Here is a 17434-nt window from a genome sequence, read left to right on the forward strand (position 1 = left end):
TCAAAAGCACCCTACGCCAGCAGCAAATCCGGCCGCCACGAAATACGGCGCAGAGACCCGAGCGCCGCGCTCGGCGCCGCGTCGCGATTCACGCCCACATGCGGCACGAACAGCAGCGCCTCGCCGACGAAAAGGAGCGGCACATCGCGCTTCCAGGCGGGCACGCCGCGCTCCTGGAACAGGTTCTTGAGCGTGCGGCTCGGCGCTTCGGACGCGACGCGCATGCGCTCGCCGCCGGCACGCGAGCGCGCGACGAGCGGCGCGGCACGCAGCACGCCCTCGCCGACGACGTCATCGGCGGGTTCATCGACGGGTTCGAACACGAACGAGCCGCGCCACTGCGGCAGACGCCATACCTCTTCGCCCTGCCATTGCAGTTCCTGCGCGGCTTTTAACGCGGGCGCGCCTTCGTCGAGATCGGGCGCATCGCCGCTGTCGCCCGGTTCCCAGAACAGCACATTGCGATAAACGCGCAGGCTATGCCCGGCATGATCGACGCGCAGCGCATGGCCATCGCGCGCGGCGGCCGCATCGCGCAACTGGCGCAGCATGTCGGCGATACGCGCTGTCGATGCCGCCAGCAAACCGCGCGAGCGCATCCAGAAACGCATGAGGTTGATCGCGCGGTCGTCGTCGAGGGCGAGGAACGCGTCGAGCATCAGCGCGCCCTCTTCGCCCGCGCTCTGCACGTGCGCCAGATCGATGCGCGCGAGCTGGTCCAGCAGTCGCTGCGCCGACGCCGCATGCGATGCCGTGCGCGCAAGCGCGTCGCGAAAACCGGGGAAATGCACGGCGAGCACGGGCAGCACGTCATGCCGCAGCGCGTTGCGCGAATAGCGCGTGTCGCCGTTGGATTCGTCGTCGATCCAGCTCAGATCATGTTCGTGCGCGTATTGCTCGAGCTGCGCGCGCAGCAATCGCAGCAGCGGACGCAGACGCGGCACCGCGCCGTCCGCGCGCTGCGGCGCCATCGCCGCGAGACCCGCGACGCCCGCGCCGCGCAGCAGTTGCAGCAGCACGGTTTCGGCCTGATCGTCGGCGTGATGCGCGATCAGCAGTGCGTTCGCGCCGTGCTCGTCGCAGAGGTCGTCGAGCGCGCGATAACGTGCGTCGCGCGCCGCCGCTTCGAGGCTCTCGCCGCCCGCGCGCGCGATATCGACATGACGGGCGGCGTAACGCACGTCGAGCGATGCCGCAAAGCTTTCGCAATGCGCGGCCCACGCGTTCGCGTTGGGGCTCAGGCCGTGATGAATGTGGAACGCGACGACCCGCCGCGCGCCGAAGCAGCGCACGGCCGCGTCGAGCAGCACGGTGGAGTCAAGTCCGCCGCTCAATGCAACCGCGAGAAGTGCATCGGAGGAAAGATCCGCGTTCGAAACCGTCGCGCGCACCGCCTCGAAGACGAGGCGGCCGGCCGGGGTTTCGTTATCGGAAGTCACGAGAGTTCGTGAAAGATGAATGCCGAAGTTGGCGGGCTTACGCGCCCGGCAGCGATTCCTTGTACTTGCCGTACGCCATCAACTTCTCGAAGCGGCGCTCGCGCAAGTCGTTGACGCTCATGCCCTGGAACTGACGCAGCGAATCGGCAAGCGCGCGGCGCAGGAGCGCGGCCATGCCCTTCGCATCGCGATGCGCGCCGCCGAGCGGCTCGTTCACGATCTTGTCGATGAGACCGAGCGCCTTCAGGCGATGCGCGGTGAGGCCGAGCGCTTCGGCCGCTTCCGGCGCCTTCGCCGCGCTCTTCCACAGAATGGACGCGCAGCCTTCGGGCGAGATCACCGAGTAAGTGGAGAACTGCAGCATCATCACGGTGTCGGCGACGGCGATCGCGAGTGCACCGCCCGAGCCGCCTTCGCCGATGATCGTCGTGATGATCGGCGTCTTGAGTTCGGCCATCACATACAGGTTGCGTCCGATGGCTTCGGACTGTCCGCGCTCTTCCGCGCCGATGCCCGGATACGCGCCCGGCGTATCGACGAACGTGAAGATCGGCAGGCTGAACTTCTCGGCCGTGCGCATCAGACGCTCGGCCTTGCGATAACCCTCGGGGCGCGGCATGCCGAAGTTGCGCAGCGCGCGTTCCTTCGTGTCGCGGCCCTTCTGATGACCGATGATCATGCACGGCTGACCGTTGAAGCGCGCGAAGCCGCCGACGATCGCGAGGTCGTCCGCATAGGCGCGATCGCCATGCAGTTCGTGGAAATCGGTGAAAAGCTCGCTCACATAGTCGAGCGTGTACGGGCGCTGCGGGTGACGCGCGATTTGCGAAACCTGCCACGGCGACAGGTTCGCGTAGAGATCCTTCGTGAGCTGCTGGCTCTTTTTCGACAGCCGCTCGATTTCTTCCGAAATATCGACAGCGGAATCGTCCTGAACGAAGCGGAGTTCTTCGATCTTCGCTTCGAGTTCAGCGATCGGCTGCTCGAAATCCAGAAACGTGGTCTTCATATGTTCGAGTCCTAGAACAGCGGGCAGCGCGTATTCTAACCGCGTCCGTCCCTCAAAAATTCGCGCGGGAACTATCGATTATAAATCAACGATAGCCCGCGAAATTCGCGCGTCCTGCGCGTGTGTATTTTAATGATCCGCCGGAATCGGATTGAGACTGCGCCACATGTACCACGTCGCGACCGTACGCCATGGCTCCCAGTTCGCTGCCACTTCGCGCGCCTCGCTGCGCGTCACCGGCTCCCCGCTGAAGTAGTTGACGCTGATGGCCTGAATCAGCCCGAGATCGTCGAGCGGCAAAACGTCCGGCCGCGACAGATTGAAGATGAGGAACATCTCGGCGGTCCATCGGCCGATGCCGCGAATCTGCGTGAGCTCGGCGATGACGGCTTCGTCGTCCATCGATGTCCATGCATCGACATGCAGCGCACCGGATTCGAAATGCTGCGCGAGATCGAGGATGTATTCGGCCTTGCGTCGTGACAAGCCGCACGCCTGCAGCTTCTCGTGGCCGAGCCGGATGAAATGCGCGGGATGAACCTCCGGGCATGCGCCTTTCACGCGTTCCCAGATTGCTTGCGCGGCCTTCACGGAAATCTGCTGACCGGCCACCGAGCGCGCGAGCGTCGAAAACGGATCGCCGAGATTGACGAGATGGATCTCGCCGAACTTCGGGATCAGCTTCTTGAGGATGCGGTCGCGCTTCATGAGATCGGCACATGCGCGATCCCAGTAGTCGGGACGAACGATCTCGCGCGTGAGGCCGCCGATCTGCACCGGCACCGCAGCATCGGACGTGACGACGCGCGACTTGCGCACGACCTCGCCACGCTCGGCGACGAGCGCCTGCGCGTTTGCGCCATCGCCGGCAACAGCGCGACCGTTGCCCTTCGCGGGCGACGCTTCGGCTTCTTCCGTGCCCGCCTTCGATGGCCGCGCGGCACCGTTCAGGCGCGCCGCCGTTCCAGGCTTCGCCGCCTTGAGTGCAGCGCTTCTGGCCGTCTTGCGGCCGACCGTTGCACCTGCGCCATCGATCTTCTGCGTGTTCGCTTTCGTTTGCGCGCCGCGCGTGCGCTTTGCCGCGCCCGACGCATCGCTAACAGACGCGGGTCGTTTGACCGGCGTCTTCCTGGCCGTTGCCATCTTGCCTCCTGCCTGGTGAGTCGATCAGAGGGTACGAAGGGCCGCGTTCAAACGCGGCGCCATTCGGTCGACCCACCCGGTTTGTCTTCAAGCGCAATACCGGCTTCGAGCAATTCGGCGCGAATCCGGTCTGCTTCGGCATAGTTCTTCGCTTGCTTCGCGGCGATGCGCGCGGCGATCTTCGCTTCGATCTCTTGCGGCGAGAGTCCTTGCTCCGAACCCGTGCCGCTCGCCTGCTGCAGGAACGCACGCGGTTCGCGCCCGAGCAGACCGAGCACGCCCGCGAGACCCTTGAGCTGGCGAGCGAGCGCGGGATCGCGCGTACGATTCACTTCGCTCGCGAGATCGAACAGCACCGACACGGCCACGGGCGTGTTGAAGTCGTCGTTCATCGCAGACTGGAAACGCTGCGCGCTCGCCTCGTTCCAGTCAAGTTGCTGATTGTCCGGCTCGACATCCTTCAACGCCGTATATAGGCGCGTCAATGCGTTCTTCGCATCGTCGATATGCACGTCGCTGTAATTCAGCGGCGAACGATAGTGTGCCCGCGCAATAAAGAAGCGCACGACTTCGGCATCAAATTTTTCAAGGACTTCGCGGATCGTGAAGAAGTTGCCGAGCGACTTCGACATCTTCTCGTTGTCGATCTGCACGTAGCCGTTGTGCATCCAGTAGTTCACGAACCGCTTGCCGGTCGCGCCTTCGCTCTGCGCGATCTCGTTCTCGTGATGCGGGAACTGCAGGTCCTGCCCGCCGCCGTGGATGTCGAACTGATCGCCGAGCAGCGTGCAGCCCATCGCCGAACATTCGATGTGCCAGCCCGGACGCCCGCGGCCCCACTTCGAATCCCAGCCGGAGTCGGCGGGTTCGTTGGGCTTCGCCTGCTTCCACAGCACGAAGTCGAGCGGATCTTCCTTCGCGTCGTTCGCGGCGACGCGCTCGCCCGCGCGCAGGTCTTCGAGCGACTTGCCCGAGAGCTTGCCGTAGTCGGCGAACTTGCGCACCGCGTAGTTCACGTCGCCGTCCTTCGCCTGATATGCGTAGCCGTTCGCCTGCAACGCATCGATCATGCCGAGCATCTGCGGGATGAAGTCGGTCGCGCGCGGCTCGATGTCCGGGCGCTCGACGCCGAGCGCGTCGGCATCTTCATGCATCGCCGTGATGAAGCGATGCGTGAGCGACTTGATCGGCTCGTTGTTCTCGACCGCGCGGCGGATGATCTTGTCGTCGATGTCCGTGATGTTCTGCACGAACGTGACCTTGTAGCCGATCGTGCGCAGCCATCGTTGCACAATATCGAACACCACCATCACGCGCGCATGGCCGATGTGACAATAGTCATACACCGTCATTCCGCAGACATACATGCGTACCTCGCCGGCTTTGAGCGGCGTGAAGGGTTGCTTGTCACGGGCGAGCGTGTTGTAGATGCGCAGCGAGTTCATAGAAGGCGAAGCATGGACCGGAGTCAACCGTGTGCAGGGCAGCAGGCGGCGTGGTCGATGCGTGCGGGAGCGAACGAGACCCACACGCGAGCACGAACACGACGGTCATGCGACCAGGACGGAAGCGGCCACGAGTGGCAAAAGACAGTCTGGCGCCGGCGCGATACGCGTGCCTGGAGAACCAGGCGCAAGACACGTGCGCGGGACGTGCAGACCTTTTGTTAGAATGGGTCGGAGTATAACACCGGGACTTGAGCCTATGAAATGTCGAAGCGGCCGCGCGGCGGGCTTTACGAGCCGCGCTCCGGGCCAGGCTGAAAGCCTTGCCGGACGGTGTGCCGCATCGGGCATTTCTGCTCGCACATCGATCGTCGCGATCGTTCACGCATCCACGCGCTCGCGGTCTCTTTCGCCGCTTTCGTGGCTTCTTTCGCTGCATCATTCTTTGACTCGATTCCAAGTGACTCATCGCAAAGCGCGCACGTCTCTGCAACTCTCTTGCCGGTTCGCTTCCCGGACGCTCGCCATCGCCACCTTCGCGTTCGCCGCATGCGCCGGCATGTCCGGGGCCGCGCTCGCGCAGACCTCGACCGCCACGCGCGATGACACGCCGCAAATCGACTCGGCCATCGCGAGCAAGGACTGGAACGCCGCGCTCACGCAACTCGATGCGCGCATCGCGAGCAATCCGCGCGACGTGCAGGCGAAGTTCAAGCGCGCCACCGTGCTCGCGCGACTGAACCGCGACGACGACGCCATCGCCGCCTTCACCGAAATCACGCAGGCCTATCCCGAACTGCCCGAGCCGTACAACAACCTCGCCGCGCTCTACGCGAAGAAGGGCCGCTACGAAGACGCGCGCGCCGCGCTCGAAACGGCGGTCAAGGCGAACCCCGGCTATGCGCTCGCCTACGACAACCTGGGCGATCTTTATCTTCGTCTCGCGAGCGAGTCGTACAAGCGCGCGCAATCGCTCGGCTCGAAGAGCCCGCTCACGAGCCAGCGCATCACGGCGATCCAGAACATCTACACGCCGCCGAAGAAGCGCGCGGGTGCGGCCGATGGCGCATCCGGAGCGAGCGCGGCCATCGCGCCGCGCACGGCCGCCGACGAATGGGCGCCCGCGTCCGGCGCCGTCTCGCCGGCCATGCCCGCGCCCGACGAGTTCTCGCCGTTCGGCGGCCCGACCGGCCCGCTGCCGACCACGCCCTATGTCGCACCGAAGGCGCAGCCGTAAGCGCCCTTCGCTGCCGACTGTCCGCATTCACCACACGAGGATCGATCCTTCATGAAATTCCTGATGTTGGCGCTTTCGAGCGCGGCCCTGATTGCGAGCGCGCCGGCGTTCGCCCAGCCGAATGCGCAGGCCGCGCACCCCACCGTGCTCATCAAGACCACGCAAGGCGACATCAAGGTCGAGTTGTATCCCGAGAAAGCGCCGAAGACCGTCGCGAACTTTCTCGACTATGTGAAGTCCGGTCAGTACAGCGGCACGATCTTTCATCGCGTGATTCCGGGCTTCATGATCCAGGGCGGCGGCTTCAGCACGAGTTTCGCCGAGAAGCCGACGCGCGCGCCGATCCCGCTCGAAAGCAGGAACGGTCTGAAGAACGCCACGGGCACGCTCGCGATGGCGCGCACGAGCGACCCGAACTCGGCCACCGCCCAGTTCTTCATCAATACGGTCGATAATGCGGGTCTCGACTATCCGAGCCCGGACGGCAACGGCTATGCCGTGTTCGGCAAGGTCGTCGCGGGCATGGACGTCGTGAAGAAGATCGAAGGCAGCCCGACCACCACGCGCGGGCCGATGCAGGACGTGCCGCAAAAGCCGACCGTGATCGAGTCGGCCACCGTGGTCTCGCAGTAATCCGAAGCGCCTGTCGCTAACCTGGCGCGCGCGCCGCGCCAGCGCTCAATCAAACTCAATGGAGTGAACATCATCATGGTCGAACTACACACCAACCACGGCGTCATCAAGCTGGAACTGGACGCGGACAAGGCGCCGAAGACCGTCGAGAACTTCCTCAACTACGTGAAGAAGGGTCACTACAACAACACCGTGTTCCATCGCGTGATCGACGGCTTCATGATCCAGGGCGGCGGCTTCGAGCCCGGCATGAACCAGAAGCCGACCGATGCGCCGGTCAACAACGAAGCGAACAACGGTCTCAAGAACGACGCCGGCACGGTCGCGATGGCACGCACGAACGATCCGCATTCGGCGACCGCGCAGTTCTTCATCAACGTGAAGGACAACGACTTCCTGAACCATTCGTCGCCGACGCCGCAAGGCTGGGGCTACACGGTGTTCGGCAAGGTTGTCGAAGGCATGGACGTGGTCGAAAAGATCAAGAAGGTCAAGACCGGTTCGAAGGGCTTCCATCAGGACGTGCCGGTCGACGACGTGGTGATCGAGAAGGCCGTCGTGGTCTGATCCCGGTCATTGCATGATCGATACGAAGACTTCATTCGATCGCGAAGCAGCGGGTGCAGCGAACAACGCGCGCCCGCTGTTTTTCATTGCCGATCTGCATCTCTCGGAAGCGATTCCGAAAACGGTCGCGGCCTTCGAGCATTTCATCGAGGTCACGGCGAACGATGCGGACTCCGTTTTCATTCTCGGCGACCTGTTCGAGTTCTGGATCGGCGACGACGTTCTCGATGGTCCCGCGAACGACGCGCGCGCCACCTTCGCGCGCCGTATGACGCGCCTCATGCACACGCTCTCCGAACGCGGCATCGGTCTCTACGTGATGCACGGTAATCGCGATTTCCTGCTGGGCAAGCGCTTCATGAAAGACGCGGGCGCGATGCCGCTGCCCGACCCGTTCGTGATCACCGCGTTCGGCAAGCGCGTCGTGCTCGCGCACGGCGACGGCCTGTGCACGGCGGACCGGGCGTATCAGGGCTTCCGCAAGTTCGCGCGCAACCGCTTCGCGCAGCGTCTTTTTCTGGCGTTGCCGCTCGACACGCGCCTCGCGATCGGCCAGCGCATGCGCACGAAAAGCGAAGGTTCGCGCGTGATGGGCGACAAGGCCAAATACGATGTAACGAAGAAAGCGGTGTCCGAGCTGTTCATCCACAGCCACACGAATACGCTGATTCACGGCCACACGCATCGTCCGGCGATGCATCGCGAAGTCGCGGGCGTGCGCTGGGTCCTGCCCGACTGGGAACTGGACGCGAACACGCCGCGCGGCGGCTATCTGCGCCTCGATGACGAAGGCGTGCGCGCGCTGCCGCTCTAGCGTTCGAGCGACGCGACCCGCTCTTCCGTGGCCTTGCCGTCCATCGACGTGCACAGCCGCTTGAGATCGACGAGCGCGGCGCCATCGACGGCATTGAGCGCTTCGACGCGCGCGCCGAGCCGCTCCAGCGCCGCGACGATGTCATCGATGCGCTGCGTCTGCGTCGACGCGTGATCGATCAGGCCGTGGATCGCGAGCGAGACCGGATCGTCCGCGTTCGGCGTGATGCCGTAGGCGCAGAAACCTTCGCTCTTCGTTTCCTTCGGCTTCGAGACCGCCGGCATCACGATGCGCGCCGGATTGCCCACCGCCGTGCCGCCCGCCGGCACCGGCTTCACGACCACCGCGTTCGATCCGATCTTCGCTTCCGCGCCGACCGTAAAGCCGCCAAGCACCTTCGCGCCCGCGCCGACGATCACGCCGCGTTCGAGCGTCGGATGGCGCTTCGCGCCGCGCGTGAGCGACGTGCCGCCGAGCGTCACGCCCTGATAGATGGTGCAGTCGTCGCCGATTTCCGCCGTCTCGCCGATCACCACGCCCATGCCGTGATCGATGAACACGCGCCGCCCGAGCGTCGCGCCCGGATGAATCTCGATGCCCGTGAGAAAGCGCGCGATCTGCGACACGAACCGCGCGAGCCAGCGCCATTGCCCGCGCCAGCACGCGTTCGCCACGCGATGCAGCACGATCGCGTGCAGCCCGGGATAACAGGTGACGACTTCCCAGGCGCTGCGGGCGGCGGGATCGCGCTCGCGGATGGCGGCGATGTCTTCGCGAAGTCGGTCGAACATGGCGGTATCTCGATTGTGGGAAGGGGCGCGCGAGCGTCCGTGCAATGAAAGCCTAAAGCACGGAACGCGCAAAGCTTATATCGGCTGTCGCCGTTTTTCGCCGATTGTAGGACGAGCGCGAAGAGTTCGCTCGATGCCCCCGACGGCAGCGCGGTCGTCGCCATCGGCCAGACGAGAGCCCGCGAGGGCACGCGCGTTCTAGTCTTTCTTGGTGTGCAGCAGGATGTGCTTCGCCATTCCGCGGAGGATATTCACTTCTTCGCGCTCCAGTCCCGCGCGCGCGAAGAGCCGCCGCACGCGCGACATCAGCTTCTTCGGATTGGCCGGATCGAGGAAATCCAGCGCGACGAGCGCGTCTTCGAGATGCGCGTACATGCCTTCGATTTCTTCGCTCGACGCGCTCTGCCCCGCCGATTCGACGACGGCAAGCGCATTCGCGGGCGCCTGAAACGCGAGCCGCAGTTCGTAGGCGAGCACCTGGACGGCCTGCGCGAGGTTGAGCGAGCTGTACGCGGGATTGGCGGGAATATGCGCGAGCGCGCTGCAGCGCTCGACGTCCGCGTTCGACAGCCCCGTGCGCTCGTTGCCGAACACGAGCGCGATGTCGCCGTGACGCACGAATTCGTGCGCGCGTTCGGCGAGCGCGCGCGGCGGCATCTGCGGCGGACCGTATTCGCGCATGCGCGCCGTGAGCGCGACCGACCAGTGCACGCCCACGAGGGCATCGGCGAGCGTATCGACAACATGGGCGGACGCGAGGACGTCATCGGCGCCGGAGGCCATCGCGATGGCTTCGGGCTCGTTCTTGACGTCGGCCAGTCGCGGCGCGACGAGGACGAGGCGCGCGAAGCCCATCGTCTTCAACGCGCGCGCGGCCGCGCCGACATTGCCGGGATGACTTGGCTCGACGAGGATGAAGCGCGTGGAGGTGAAGCCGCCTGCGGGCGCGGAAAGTTCGTTGGGTTCCAAGGCGCGATCTGTGCTGAATGTGCGAACCCGATATGTTAACGCGCTTTGCCGAAGCGGCGAAAACGCGCGGCCACTTTCGGGTAAAATGACCCCTTCGCGCGCCGCGAACGGTTTTTTCATTCAGTCGAACCTTCGCGCGGACGCACCGCTCTTATTCAATTCGTCTTTCGTCGACATAGTCGTTGTCGCCAACTTTTCCGTCCGCGCATTCATTTCACGTGAGCGCCGGCCGTCAGAGGATTTCGCTCATGCATCCGATGCTCAACATCGCTGTCAAGGCCGCACGCCGCGCCGGACAGATCATCAATCGCGCGTCGCTCGATCTGGACCGCATCCAGGTCAGCAAGAAACAGCACAACGACTTCGTGACGGAAGTCGACAAGGCGTCCGAAGCCGCCATCATCGAGACGCTGCACACCGCCTATCCCGATCACTCCATCCTCGCCGAAGAATCCGGCGAAACGGATCGCGAGTCGGAGTTCCAGTGGATCATCGATCCGCTCGACGGCACGACCAACTTCATCCACGGCTTCCCGTACTACTGCGTGTCGATCGCGCTCGCGCACAAGGGCGTCGTGCAGCAGGCGGTCATCTACGATCCGACGCGCAACGACCTCTTCACCGCGTCGCGCGGCCGCGGCGCGTATCTGAACGAACGGCGCATTCGCGTCGGCAAGCTGGATCGTCTGTCGGATGCGCTGATCGGCACGGGCTTCCCGTTCCGCGACGGCCAGGGCCTGAACGGCTACATGCGCCTCTTCAGCGAAATGACGCTGTCGTGCGCGGGCCTGCGCCGTCCGGGCGCCGCAGCGCTTGATCTCGCGAACGTCGCGGCCGGGCGTCTCGACGGCTTCTTCGAGCAAGGCATCCATCCGTGGGACGTGGCGGCGGGCAGCCTGATGATCACGGAAGCGGGCGGGCTCGTCGGCAACTACACCGGCGAATCGGATTTCCTCTTCAAGAACGAGATCGTCGCGGCCAATCCGAAGGTGTACGCGCAGATGATCAAGATTCTCGACATGTACTCGCGCACGCGTCTGACCGGCGAATAAGCCGCATCGACGGAGCGCGCCCTGCGCTCCGTCGTTTCTCTTCCCTCGCGCTTCGGGCGCGCCGCCTGCTCTGCAACGAATGCGGGGCTCCGCTACAGTGCAAGCTTTTCCCCCGTCTGTCCGCTCCTGCGGCGCGTGCCGCGCCACACGTCACCCCTGCTCATGAAGAAAGGCTTCTACACGATCATCGCCGCGCAGTTCGTTTCGTCGCTCGCCGACAACGCGCTCTTGATCGCCGCGATCGCCATGCTCGCCGTCGTGCATTCGGCGCCTTGGGTCACGCCGCTTTTGCAAATCTTCTTCACGATTTCGTATGTGGTGCTCGCACCATTCGTGGGCGCATTCGCCGATGCCATCCAGAAGCGCCACGTCATGTTCGTCTCGAACGCGCTCAAGGCGGCCGGCTGCGCGATGATGATCGCGGGCGTCCATCCGATGCTCGCGTATGGCGTCGTCGGTCTGGGCGCGGCTGCGTATTCGCCCGCGAAGTACGGCATTCTCACCGAGCTCCTGCCGCCGCAGAAGCTGATCGCCGCGAACGCGTGGCTCGAATCCGCCACGGTCGGCTCGACGATTCTCGGCACCGTGATCGGCGGCGCGCTCGTGAGTCAGGTCGTCGGGCGCTGGGTCACGCATGCGCATCTGCCGCTCGTGAACACCGCCGCGCACGCCGCGCTGTTCGCCGTGATGGTGATCTATGCGTCGGCGGCCGTCATCAACGTGTTCATTCCGGACACCGGCGCGCGCTACCCGAATCTCTTGAACCAGCCGACCCGGCTCGTCCACGATTTCTCGCATTGCTTCAAGGTGTTGTGGAAGGACAAGCTCGCGCAGATCGCGCTGTGGGTCACGACGCTGCTCTGGGGCGCGGCCGTCACGCTCCAGTTGCTCGTGCTCAAATGGGCCGATGCGAACCTTGGCCTGACGCTCTCGAAAGCCGCCGTGCTGCAGGGCGTAACGGGCATCGGCATCGCGCTCGGCGCGGCGGCGGCGTCCGCGTGGATCGTGCTGCGCCAGTCGCTCAAGGTGCTGCCGGTGGGCGTGCTCATCGGCGCCGTTTCGGTCGCGATGGCGTTCTACAACAAGGATTTGTTCCCGGCGGGCTCGGGCGTGCAGATCGGTCCGTTGTTCGCGCCGGCGTACATCCTGATGGCGTATCCGCTGATGATTGCGCTGGGCGGTTTGTCCGGTTTCTTCATCGTGCCGATGAACGCGATCCTCCAGCATCGCGGCGCGACGCTGCTTTCCGCCGGGCATTCCATCGCGGTGCAGAACTTCAACCAGAATCTCGCCGTGCTCGCGATGCTCGGCGCCTATGCGCTGCTTCTGACGACGAAGGTTCCGGTGCAGTGGATCATCGTCATATTCGGCCTTTTCGTGTGCCTGATGATGGCGCTCGCCATGCGCCGCCACACGCAAAACGAGCGTGAAACGGATCTCGGCGCGCTAGTCGAGGAATGAAGCTTGCTCCACGGTGTATTCTGGGTTCATACCCCGACGCCGGCGGACGAGGAAGAGGGATGGAACGCAGGCGGCGGGGCGAAGTCGTAACGCTGTAGGCGCGCGCCGGGATTGCCGCGCGAGCTGTAATTACAGTGACGAATGCGAAGCGGACCCGGCCATAATCATTACTCGGCAACGTCAATAAAGGAGCAAGGAAATGGGATTGTTCACACGTTCGACGCTCGACAGCAAGATCAATGGCGCAGCCGATCTCGGCCAGCGCGCGGTGCGCGGTGCGAGTGACGCCGTCGATTCGGCCAGCGGCCAGTTGCGAAGTCTGCTCGACGATCTGGAAAGCTCTATCCAGAACGCGAAGGACATCGATACGGACAAGCTGCGCAAGGAATTGCAGTCGAAACTGAAAACCGCGCGTTCGCAGTTGAATGGCGCGAACGGCGCGCTGGCGGGCAGGCTGAACGATGCCGCCGGTTACGCCGACGACTTCGTCCATGACAGACCGTGGCATACCCTCGGCGCTGTGGCCGGTCTCGCGTTGCTCGTCGGTTATCTCGCCGGGCGCGCGTGAGGCGCTTCGGCATCATCGAAACTTGCAGCCGGAACGCCATCGCGCGCGTTCCGGCTGCGTGCTCCGCCCTCGCGACAGCCGCGAGGGCGCGATGCACGCGTGCCCTCACGATCTCCGTCCGCTAGCGACATCTCATTGGCCGTTCGGCCGACTCCGCCGTCATCCCGCGACAGGTTAAACTCATGCCCTATCGGCTGATTGGCGGCCGGCGCACGTCGCGTCCGGCCGTCTGGTCGTTCCGGCTTTCAAAGCACGCAAGATGGGCAATCACACGGCACTCCCCGACACTTCCTCCGATACCGCCGCGCCGCTCGCGGACCTGTCGCAGCACACGCCGATGATGCAGCAGTATCTGCGCATCAAGGCGGAGCATCCTGGCACGCTCGTTTTCTACCGGATGGGCGATTTCTACGAGCTTTTCTTCGACGACGCCGAGAAGGCCGCGCGCCTGCTCGATCTCACGCTCACGCAGCGCGGCGCATCGGGCGGCAATCCGATCAGGATGGCGGGCGTGCCGCATCACGCATGCGAGCAATATCTCGCGAAGCTCGTGAAGCTCGGCGAGTCGGTTGCGATTTGCGAGCAGATCGGCGATCCGGCGACATCGAAGGGGCCGGTCGAGCGCAAGGTCGTGCGCGTCGTCACGCCGGGCACGCTGACCGACGCGGCCCTGCTCTCCGACAAAAGCGATGTCTATCTGCTCGCGCTCTGCCCCGCGCACAATCGTCGCGGCGTGGTGACGAGCGTCGGTCTCGCGTGGCTCAATCTCGCGAGCGGCGCTTTGCGCCTCGCGGAAGTCGCACCGGGACAAGTGAGCGCCGCGCTCGAGCGCATTCGTCCGGCGGAAACGCTCATCGCGGATTCGATCACCGACGTCCCCTCGTCGCTCGGCGTGACGAATCCCGGCGCGACCACGCGCGTTCCGGCATGGCATTTCGATGTCGGCTCGGGCACGCAGCGCCTGCGCGAGCAACTCGATGTCGCGAGCCTCGACGGCTTCGGCGCGCAAACGCTCACCTGCGCGTGCGGCGCGGCCGGCGCGCTGCTGCTCTACGCCGCCGCGACGCAGGGCCAGCAGTTGCGCCACGTGCGCAGCCTGAAGGTCGAATACGAATCGGAATACATCGGGCTCGATCCCGCCACGCGGCGCAATCTCGAACTCACCGAGACGCTGCGCGGCACCGAATCGCCCACGCTCTTCTCGCTGCTCGACACCTGCTGCACGACGATGGGCAGCCGGCTCCTGCGCCACTGGCTGCATCATCCGCCGCGCGACGCAGCGATTGCGCAGGCGCGCCAGCAAGCGATCGGCGCATTGCTCGACGCGCCCGCCAGCGACGGCCTCGACACCCTGCGCGGCGCGTTGCGCAAGATCTCCGACATCGAGCGCATCTCGGGCCGCCTCGCGTTGCTGTCGGCGCGGCCGCGCGATTTGTCGAGCCTGCGCGATACCTTCGCCGCGCTGCCCGACCTGCGCTCGCTCGTCGCGAACGTGGCCGCGCATACGCCGGCGCTGGAGCGCATCAGCGCCGCGCTGGAGCCGCCGCACGAGTGTCTCGATCTCCTGACGAACGCCATCGCGACCGAGCCCGCCGCACTGATTCGCGACGGCGGCGTGATCGCGCGCGGCTACGATCCCGATCTCGACGAACTGCGCGATATTTCGGAGAACTGCGATCAGTTCCTGATCGATCTCGAAGCACGCGAGCGCACGCGCACGGGCATCGCGAATCTGCGCGTCGAATACAACAAGGTGCACGGCTTTTATATCGAAGTCACGCGCGGGCAAACCGACAAGGTTCCCGACGACTATCGCCGCCGTCAGACGCTGAAGAACGCCGAGCGCTACATCACGCCGGAGCTGAAGACGTTCGAGGACAAGGCGCTGTCCGCGCAGGAACGCGCCCTCGCCCGCGAACGCGCGCTCTACGATGCGCTGCTGCAGAATCTGCTGCCGTTCATCGCGGATTGCCAGCGCGTCGCGAGCGCGCTCGCGGAACTCGATCTCCTGTGCGGGTTCGCCGAACGCGCCCGCGCGCTCGACTGGGTCGCGCCGGAATTCACCGCCGACGCGGGCATCGATATCGAACAGGGACGGCATCCGGTCGTCGAGGCGCAGGTCGAGCAGTTCATCGCCAACGATTGCTGTCTGAGCCAGGACCGCAAGCTTCTGCTCATCACCGGCCCGAACATGGGCGGCAAGTCCACCTTCATGCGGCAGACCGCGCTGATCGCGCTCATGGCGTACGTCGGCAGTTACGTGCCCGCGAAACGCGCGCGTTTCGGCGCGCTCGACCGCATCTTCACGCGCATCGGCGCGGCCGACGACCTCGCGGGCGGCCGCTCGACCTTCATGGTCGAGATGACCGAAGCCGCGGCGATTCTCAACGACGCGAGCGCATCGAGCCTCGTGCTGATGGACGAGATCGGGCGCGGCACCTCGACTTTCGACGGCCTCGCGCTCGCGTGGGCCATCGCGCGGCATCTGCTCACGCACAACGGCTGCTACACGCTCTTCGCGACGCACTACTTCGAACTCACGCAATTGCCCGCGGAGTTCGCGCAGGCGGCGAACGTGCACCTGTCGGCGGTCGAGCACGATCATGGCATCGTGTTCCTGCACGCGGTGAGCGAAGGCCCGGCCAATCAGAGCTACGGTCTGCAGGTCGCGCAACTCGCGGGCGTGCCGGCCGCGGTGATTCGCGCGGCGCGCAAGCATCTCGTGCATCTGGAGCAGCAGTCGGTCAGCCAGCCCGCCGCGCAGTTCGATCTGTTCGCGAGCCAGCCGTATGCGCCCTATGAAGACGATCCGCCGCACGAAGATCAGGAGACGGCCGACGCGCCGGAACACCCGGTGATGGACAAGCTGCGCGCCCTCGACCCGAACGATCTGCGTCCGCGCGAAGCGCTCGATCTGCTCTACGAACTGCATGAACTGGCGAATCGTCCGCCGGATGCATCGCGTTGAGCGTGACGCGCCGCGCGTCGAGCGCGCTGTCGCCGCGCGCCTGACGAGCGCGGTGACGATCGCGGTCGCGCTCGTGTGCGGCGCGATCGCCCATGCGCGCGCCGAGGGGAATGCGCCGCTTGCGTTTGCCGTGATCTCCGATGCACTGACCCGCCCCGCCGACGAAGCGCCCGTGCGCCGCATGCTCGATGCGATCGCGCGCGACGGCAGCATTGCATTCATCGTCTACGACGGCAATTTCAAGGGTGCCACCGAGCCGTGTCGCGACAGCATCTATCAGTCGCGTCACGACCTGCTCGACGCGTCGCGCACGCCGCTCGTGATGCTGCTCGGTCAGCACGACTGGGCCGATTGCACCCTCGCGCACGGGGGCACTTACGATCCCGTCGAACGGCTCGATTTCGTGCGTCAGCTCTTCTTCGCCGATGCCAGCTCGCTCGGACAAAATCCGCTCACACTCTCGCGCGAAAGCGACGTCGCGCGCTTTCGCACGTTCCGGGAAATCGTGCGCTGGCAGGCGCAAGGCATCGCGTTCATCGGGCTGAATGCGCCGAGCCCGAACAATCACTATCTGACCGCGGGCGGGCGCAACGGCGAGTTCGAAGACCGCGCCGTCGCGACGACATTCTGGCTCGAACATGCGGCGGAATCGGCGCGACGCTCCGAGATGCGCGCGCTCGTGATCATGCTTCAGGCCGATCCCGACTTCTCTCGCTACGAGCGGCGCGATCGCTTCGCATGGCTGCATTTCTCGCGCTCGAACCAGCCGCGCGATGGCTTCCTCGAACTGAAGCGCAGCCTCGTGAAGGCGGCGGAAATCTTTCGCGGTCCGGTCGTCGTGATTCACGGCACCGATGCGCCCGAGCCGAACGGCTTTCATATCGATCAACCTTTGCGCAACGACAAGGGCTTGATCGTCACGAATCTCACGCGCGTGGCGATCGCGTTCAAGAAGCCGCAATCGCAATGGCTCGAAGTGCAAAGCGATGCACAATGGCATCCGCCGTTTCGATTGCGCGTGCGCGATGTGAAGGAATCCCATACGAAAGAATCGAGCGCGCCGCCGCCTGAAGCGCCGGCGCAGTCGAGCGAGCCTTATGCGCCTTATCCCGCACCGGCATCCACGCCGCCTGCGCTGCCGCGCAACGATCTGCCGGAGTCGCTGCCTCCGCCGCCTTCGATGCCCTCGCCCGCTTCCGAGCTGCCGCCTATCCTCACGCCGCCGCAGTCCTTGCCGCCGATCTATCCGGTGCCTGCATCGGGCGTGCAGAACGGCGTGAGCGGGCAATAAAAAAGCGCAGCCGAAGCTGCGCTTTCCTTATCTATCTGCCGACGCGT

At 65.0% G+C, this 17434-nt stretch carries 15 protein-coding genes; 9 read left to right on the forward strand and 6 right to left on the reverse strand.

Going from position 1 to position 17434, the window contains the following annotated elements:
* Positions 1-11 precede the first annotated feature (11 nt).
* The 4 genes from tilS to cysS form a co-directional block, all read right to left on the reverse strand.
* Entirely contained in the window at positions 12-1439 is a 1428-nt protein-coding gene (gene tilS / locus PQR08_RS19445; RefSeq protein WP_250483785.1) for a tRNA lysidine(34) synthetase TilS, read from the reverse strand.
* A gap of 37 nt (positions 1440-1476) precedes the next feature.
* A complete protein-coding gene (locus PQR08_RS19450) occupies positions 1477-2448 on the reverse strand; it encodes an acetyl-CoA carboxylase carboxyltransferase subunit alpha (RefSeq protein WP_035503035.1) in 972 nt (323 codons plus the stop codon).
* Between the two features lie 129 nt (positions 2449-2577).
* Positions 2578-3591: a DNA-3-methyladenine glycosylase family protein gene (locus tag PQR08_RS19455; RefSeq protein WP_187608840.1), complete on the reverse strand. Its 1014-nt coding sequence runs from the start codon at positions 3589-3591 to the stop codon at positions 2578-2580.
* Between the two features lie 47 nt (positions 3592-3638).
* Entirely contained in the window at positions 3639-5036 is a 1398-nt protein-coding gene (gene cysS / locus PQR08_RS19460) for a cysteine--tRNA ligase (RefSeq protein WP_238214975.1), read from the reverse strand.
* 559 nt (positions 5037-5595) lie between these two features.
* Here cysS and PQR08_RS19465 point away from each other — a divergent pair.
* The 4 genes from PQR08_RS19465 (at position 5596) to PQR08_RS19480 (ending at position 8287) form a co-directional block, all read left to right on the forward strand.
* A complete protein-coding gene (locus PQR08_RS19465; protein WP_250483839.1) occupies positions 5596-6273 on the forward strand; it encodes a tetratricopeptide repeat protein in 678 nt (225 codons plus the stop codon).
* 51 nt (positions 6274-6324) lie between these two features.
* Positions 6325-6906, forward strand: a complete 582-nt coding sequence (locus PQR08_RS19470; protein WP_035503040.1) for a peptidylprolyl isomerase — start codon at positions 6325-6327, stop codon at positions 6904-6906.
* A gap of 75 nt (positions 6907-6981) precedes the next feature.
* Positions 6982-7473 carry a peptidylprolyl isomerase gene (locus tag PQR08_RS19475; protein ID WP_250483786.1) on the forward strand — a complete coding sequence of 164 codons (492 nt, stop codon included), beginning with the start codon at positions 6982-6984 and terminating at the stop codon, positions 7471-7473.
* Positions 7474-7486: 13 nt separating this feature from the next.
* Positions 7487-8287, forward strand: a complete 801-nt coding sequence (locus tag PQR08_RS19480) for a UDP-2,3-diacylglucosamine diphosphatase (RefSeq protein WP_250483787.1) — start codon at positions 7487-7489, stop codon at positions 8285-8287.
* Here PQR08_RS19480 and cysE read toward each other — a convergent pair.
* A complete protein-coding gene (gene cysE, locus PQR08_RS19485) occupies positions 8284-9078 on the reverse strand; it encodes a serine O-acetyltransferase (RefSeq protein WP_187608836.1) in 795 nt (264 codons plus the stop codon). The genes PQR08_RS19480 and cysE overlap by 4 nt on opposite strands.
* Positions 9079-9276: 198 nt before the next feature.
* Positions 9277-10167, reverse strand: coding sequence for an RNA methyltransferase (locus PQR08_RS19490; protein WP_250483788.1), 891 nt, complete (start codon positions 10165-10167; stop codon positions 9277-9279).
* Between the two features lie 128 nt (positions 10168-10295).
* Here PQR08_RS19490 and PQR08_RS19495 point away from each other — a divergent pair, with 128 nt between their 5' ends.
* The 5 genes from PQR08_RS19495 to PQR08_RS19515 all read left to right on the forward strand — a co-directional run bounded on the left by PQR08_RS19495 (position 10296) and on the right by PQR08_RS19515 (position 17387).
* Entirely contained in the window at positions 10296-11099 is an 804-nt protein-coding gene (locus PQR08_RS19495) for an inositol monophosphatase family protein (RefSeq protein ID WP_187608834.1), read from the forward strand.
* A gap of 162 nt (positions 11100-11261) precedes the next feature.
* Positions 11262-12560, forward strand: a complete 1299-nt coding sequence (gene lplT, locus PQR08_RS19500) for a lysophospholipid transporter LplT (protein ID WP_250483789.1) — start codon at positions 11262-11264, stop codon at positions 12558-12560.
* Positions 12561-12759: 199 nt separating this feature from the next.
* Entirely contained in the window at positions 12760-13128 is a 369-nt protein-coding gene (locus PQR08_RS19505; RefSeq protein WP_187608832.1) for an ElaB/YgaM/YqjD family protein, read from the forward strand.
* A gap of 259 nt (positions 13129-13387) precedes the next feature.
* Positions 13388-16096: a DNA mismatch repair protein MutS gene (gene mutS / locus PQR08_RS19510; protein WP_250483790.1), complete on the forward strand. Its 2709-nt coding sequence runs from the start codon at positions 13388-13390 to the stop codon at positions 16094-16096.
* Positions 16059-17387 (forward strand): hypothetical protein, encoded by a 1329-nt coding sequence (locus tag PQR08_RS19515; RefSeq protein WP_187608830.1) that lies wholly within the window; start codon positions 16059-16061, stop codon positions 17385-17387. Before mutS ends, PQR08_RS19515 begins: the two co-directional genes overlap by 38 nt.
* The last annotated feature ends 47 nt before the right edge of the window (positions 17388-17434 follow it).

This window comes from Caballeronia jiangsuensis (assembly GCF_046030135.1).
GTDB classification, from domain to species: domain Bacteria; phylum Pseudomonadota; class Gammaproteobacteria; order Burkholderiales; family Burkholderiaceae; genus Caballeronia; species Caballeronia jiangsuensis.

Coding starts and splice junctions, on each gene's coding strand:
- PQR08_RS19475 (WP_250483786.1), top strand. CDS start 6,982: ATGGTCGAACTACACACCAACCACGGCGTCATCAAGCTGGAACTGGAC.
- PQR08_RS19490 (WP_250483788.1), bottom strand. CDS start 10,167: ATGAAAAAACCGTTCGCGGCGCGCGAAGGGGTCATTTTACCCGAAAGT.
- mutS (WP_250483790.1), top strand. CDS start 13,388: ATGGGCAATCACACGGCACTCCCCGACACTTCCTCCGATACCGCCGCG.
- PQR08_RS19450 (WP_035503035.1), bottom strand. CDS start 2,448: ATGAAGACCACGTTTCTGGATTTCGAGCAGCCGATCGCTGAACTCGAA.
- PQR08_RS19470 (WP_035503040.1), top strand. CDS start 6,325: ATGAAATTCCTGATGTTGGCGCTTTCGAGCGCGGCCCTGATTGCGAGC.
- PQR08_RS19455 (WP_187608840.1), bottom strand. CDS start 3,591: ATGGCAACGGCCAGGAAGACGCCGGTCAAACGACCCGCGTCTGTTAGC.
- lplT (WP_250483789.1), top strand. CDS start 11,262: ATGAAGAAAGGCTTCTACACGATCATCGCCGCGCAGTTCGTTTCGTCG.
- cysE (WP_187608836.1), bottom strand. CDS start 9,078: ATGTTCGACCGACTTCGCGAAGACATCGCCGCCATCCGCGAGCGCGAT.
- PQR08_RS19480 (WP_250483787.1), top strand. CDS start 7,487: ATGATCGATACGAAGACTTCATTCGATCGCGAAGCAGCGGGTGCAGCG.
- PQR08_RS19505 (WP_187608832.1), top strand. CDS start 12,760: ATGGGATTGTTCACACGTTCGACGCTCGACAGCAAGATCAATGGCGCA.
- PQR08_RS19465 (WP_250483839.1), top strand. CDS start 5,596: ATGTCCGGGGCCGCGCTCGCGCAGACCTCGACCGCCACGCGCGATGAC.
- cysS (WP_238214975.1), bottom strand. CDS start 5,036: ATGAACTCGCTGCGCATCTACAACACGCTCGCCCGTGACAAGCAACCC.
- PQR08_RS19495 (WP_187608834.1), top strand. CDS start 10,296: ATGCATCCGATGCTCAACATCGCTGTCAAGGCCGCACGCCGCGCCGGA.
- PQR08_RS19515 (WP_187608830.1), top strand. CDS start 16,059: ATGAACTGGCGAATCGTCCGCCGGATGCATCGCGTTGAGCGTGACGCG.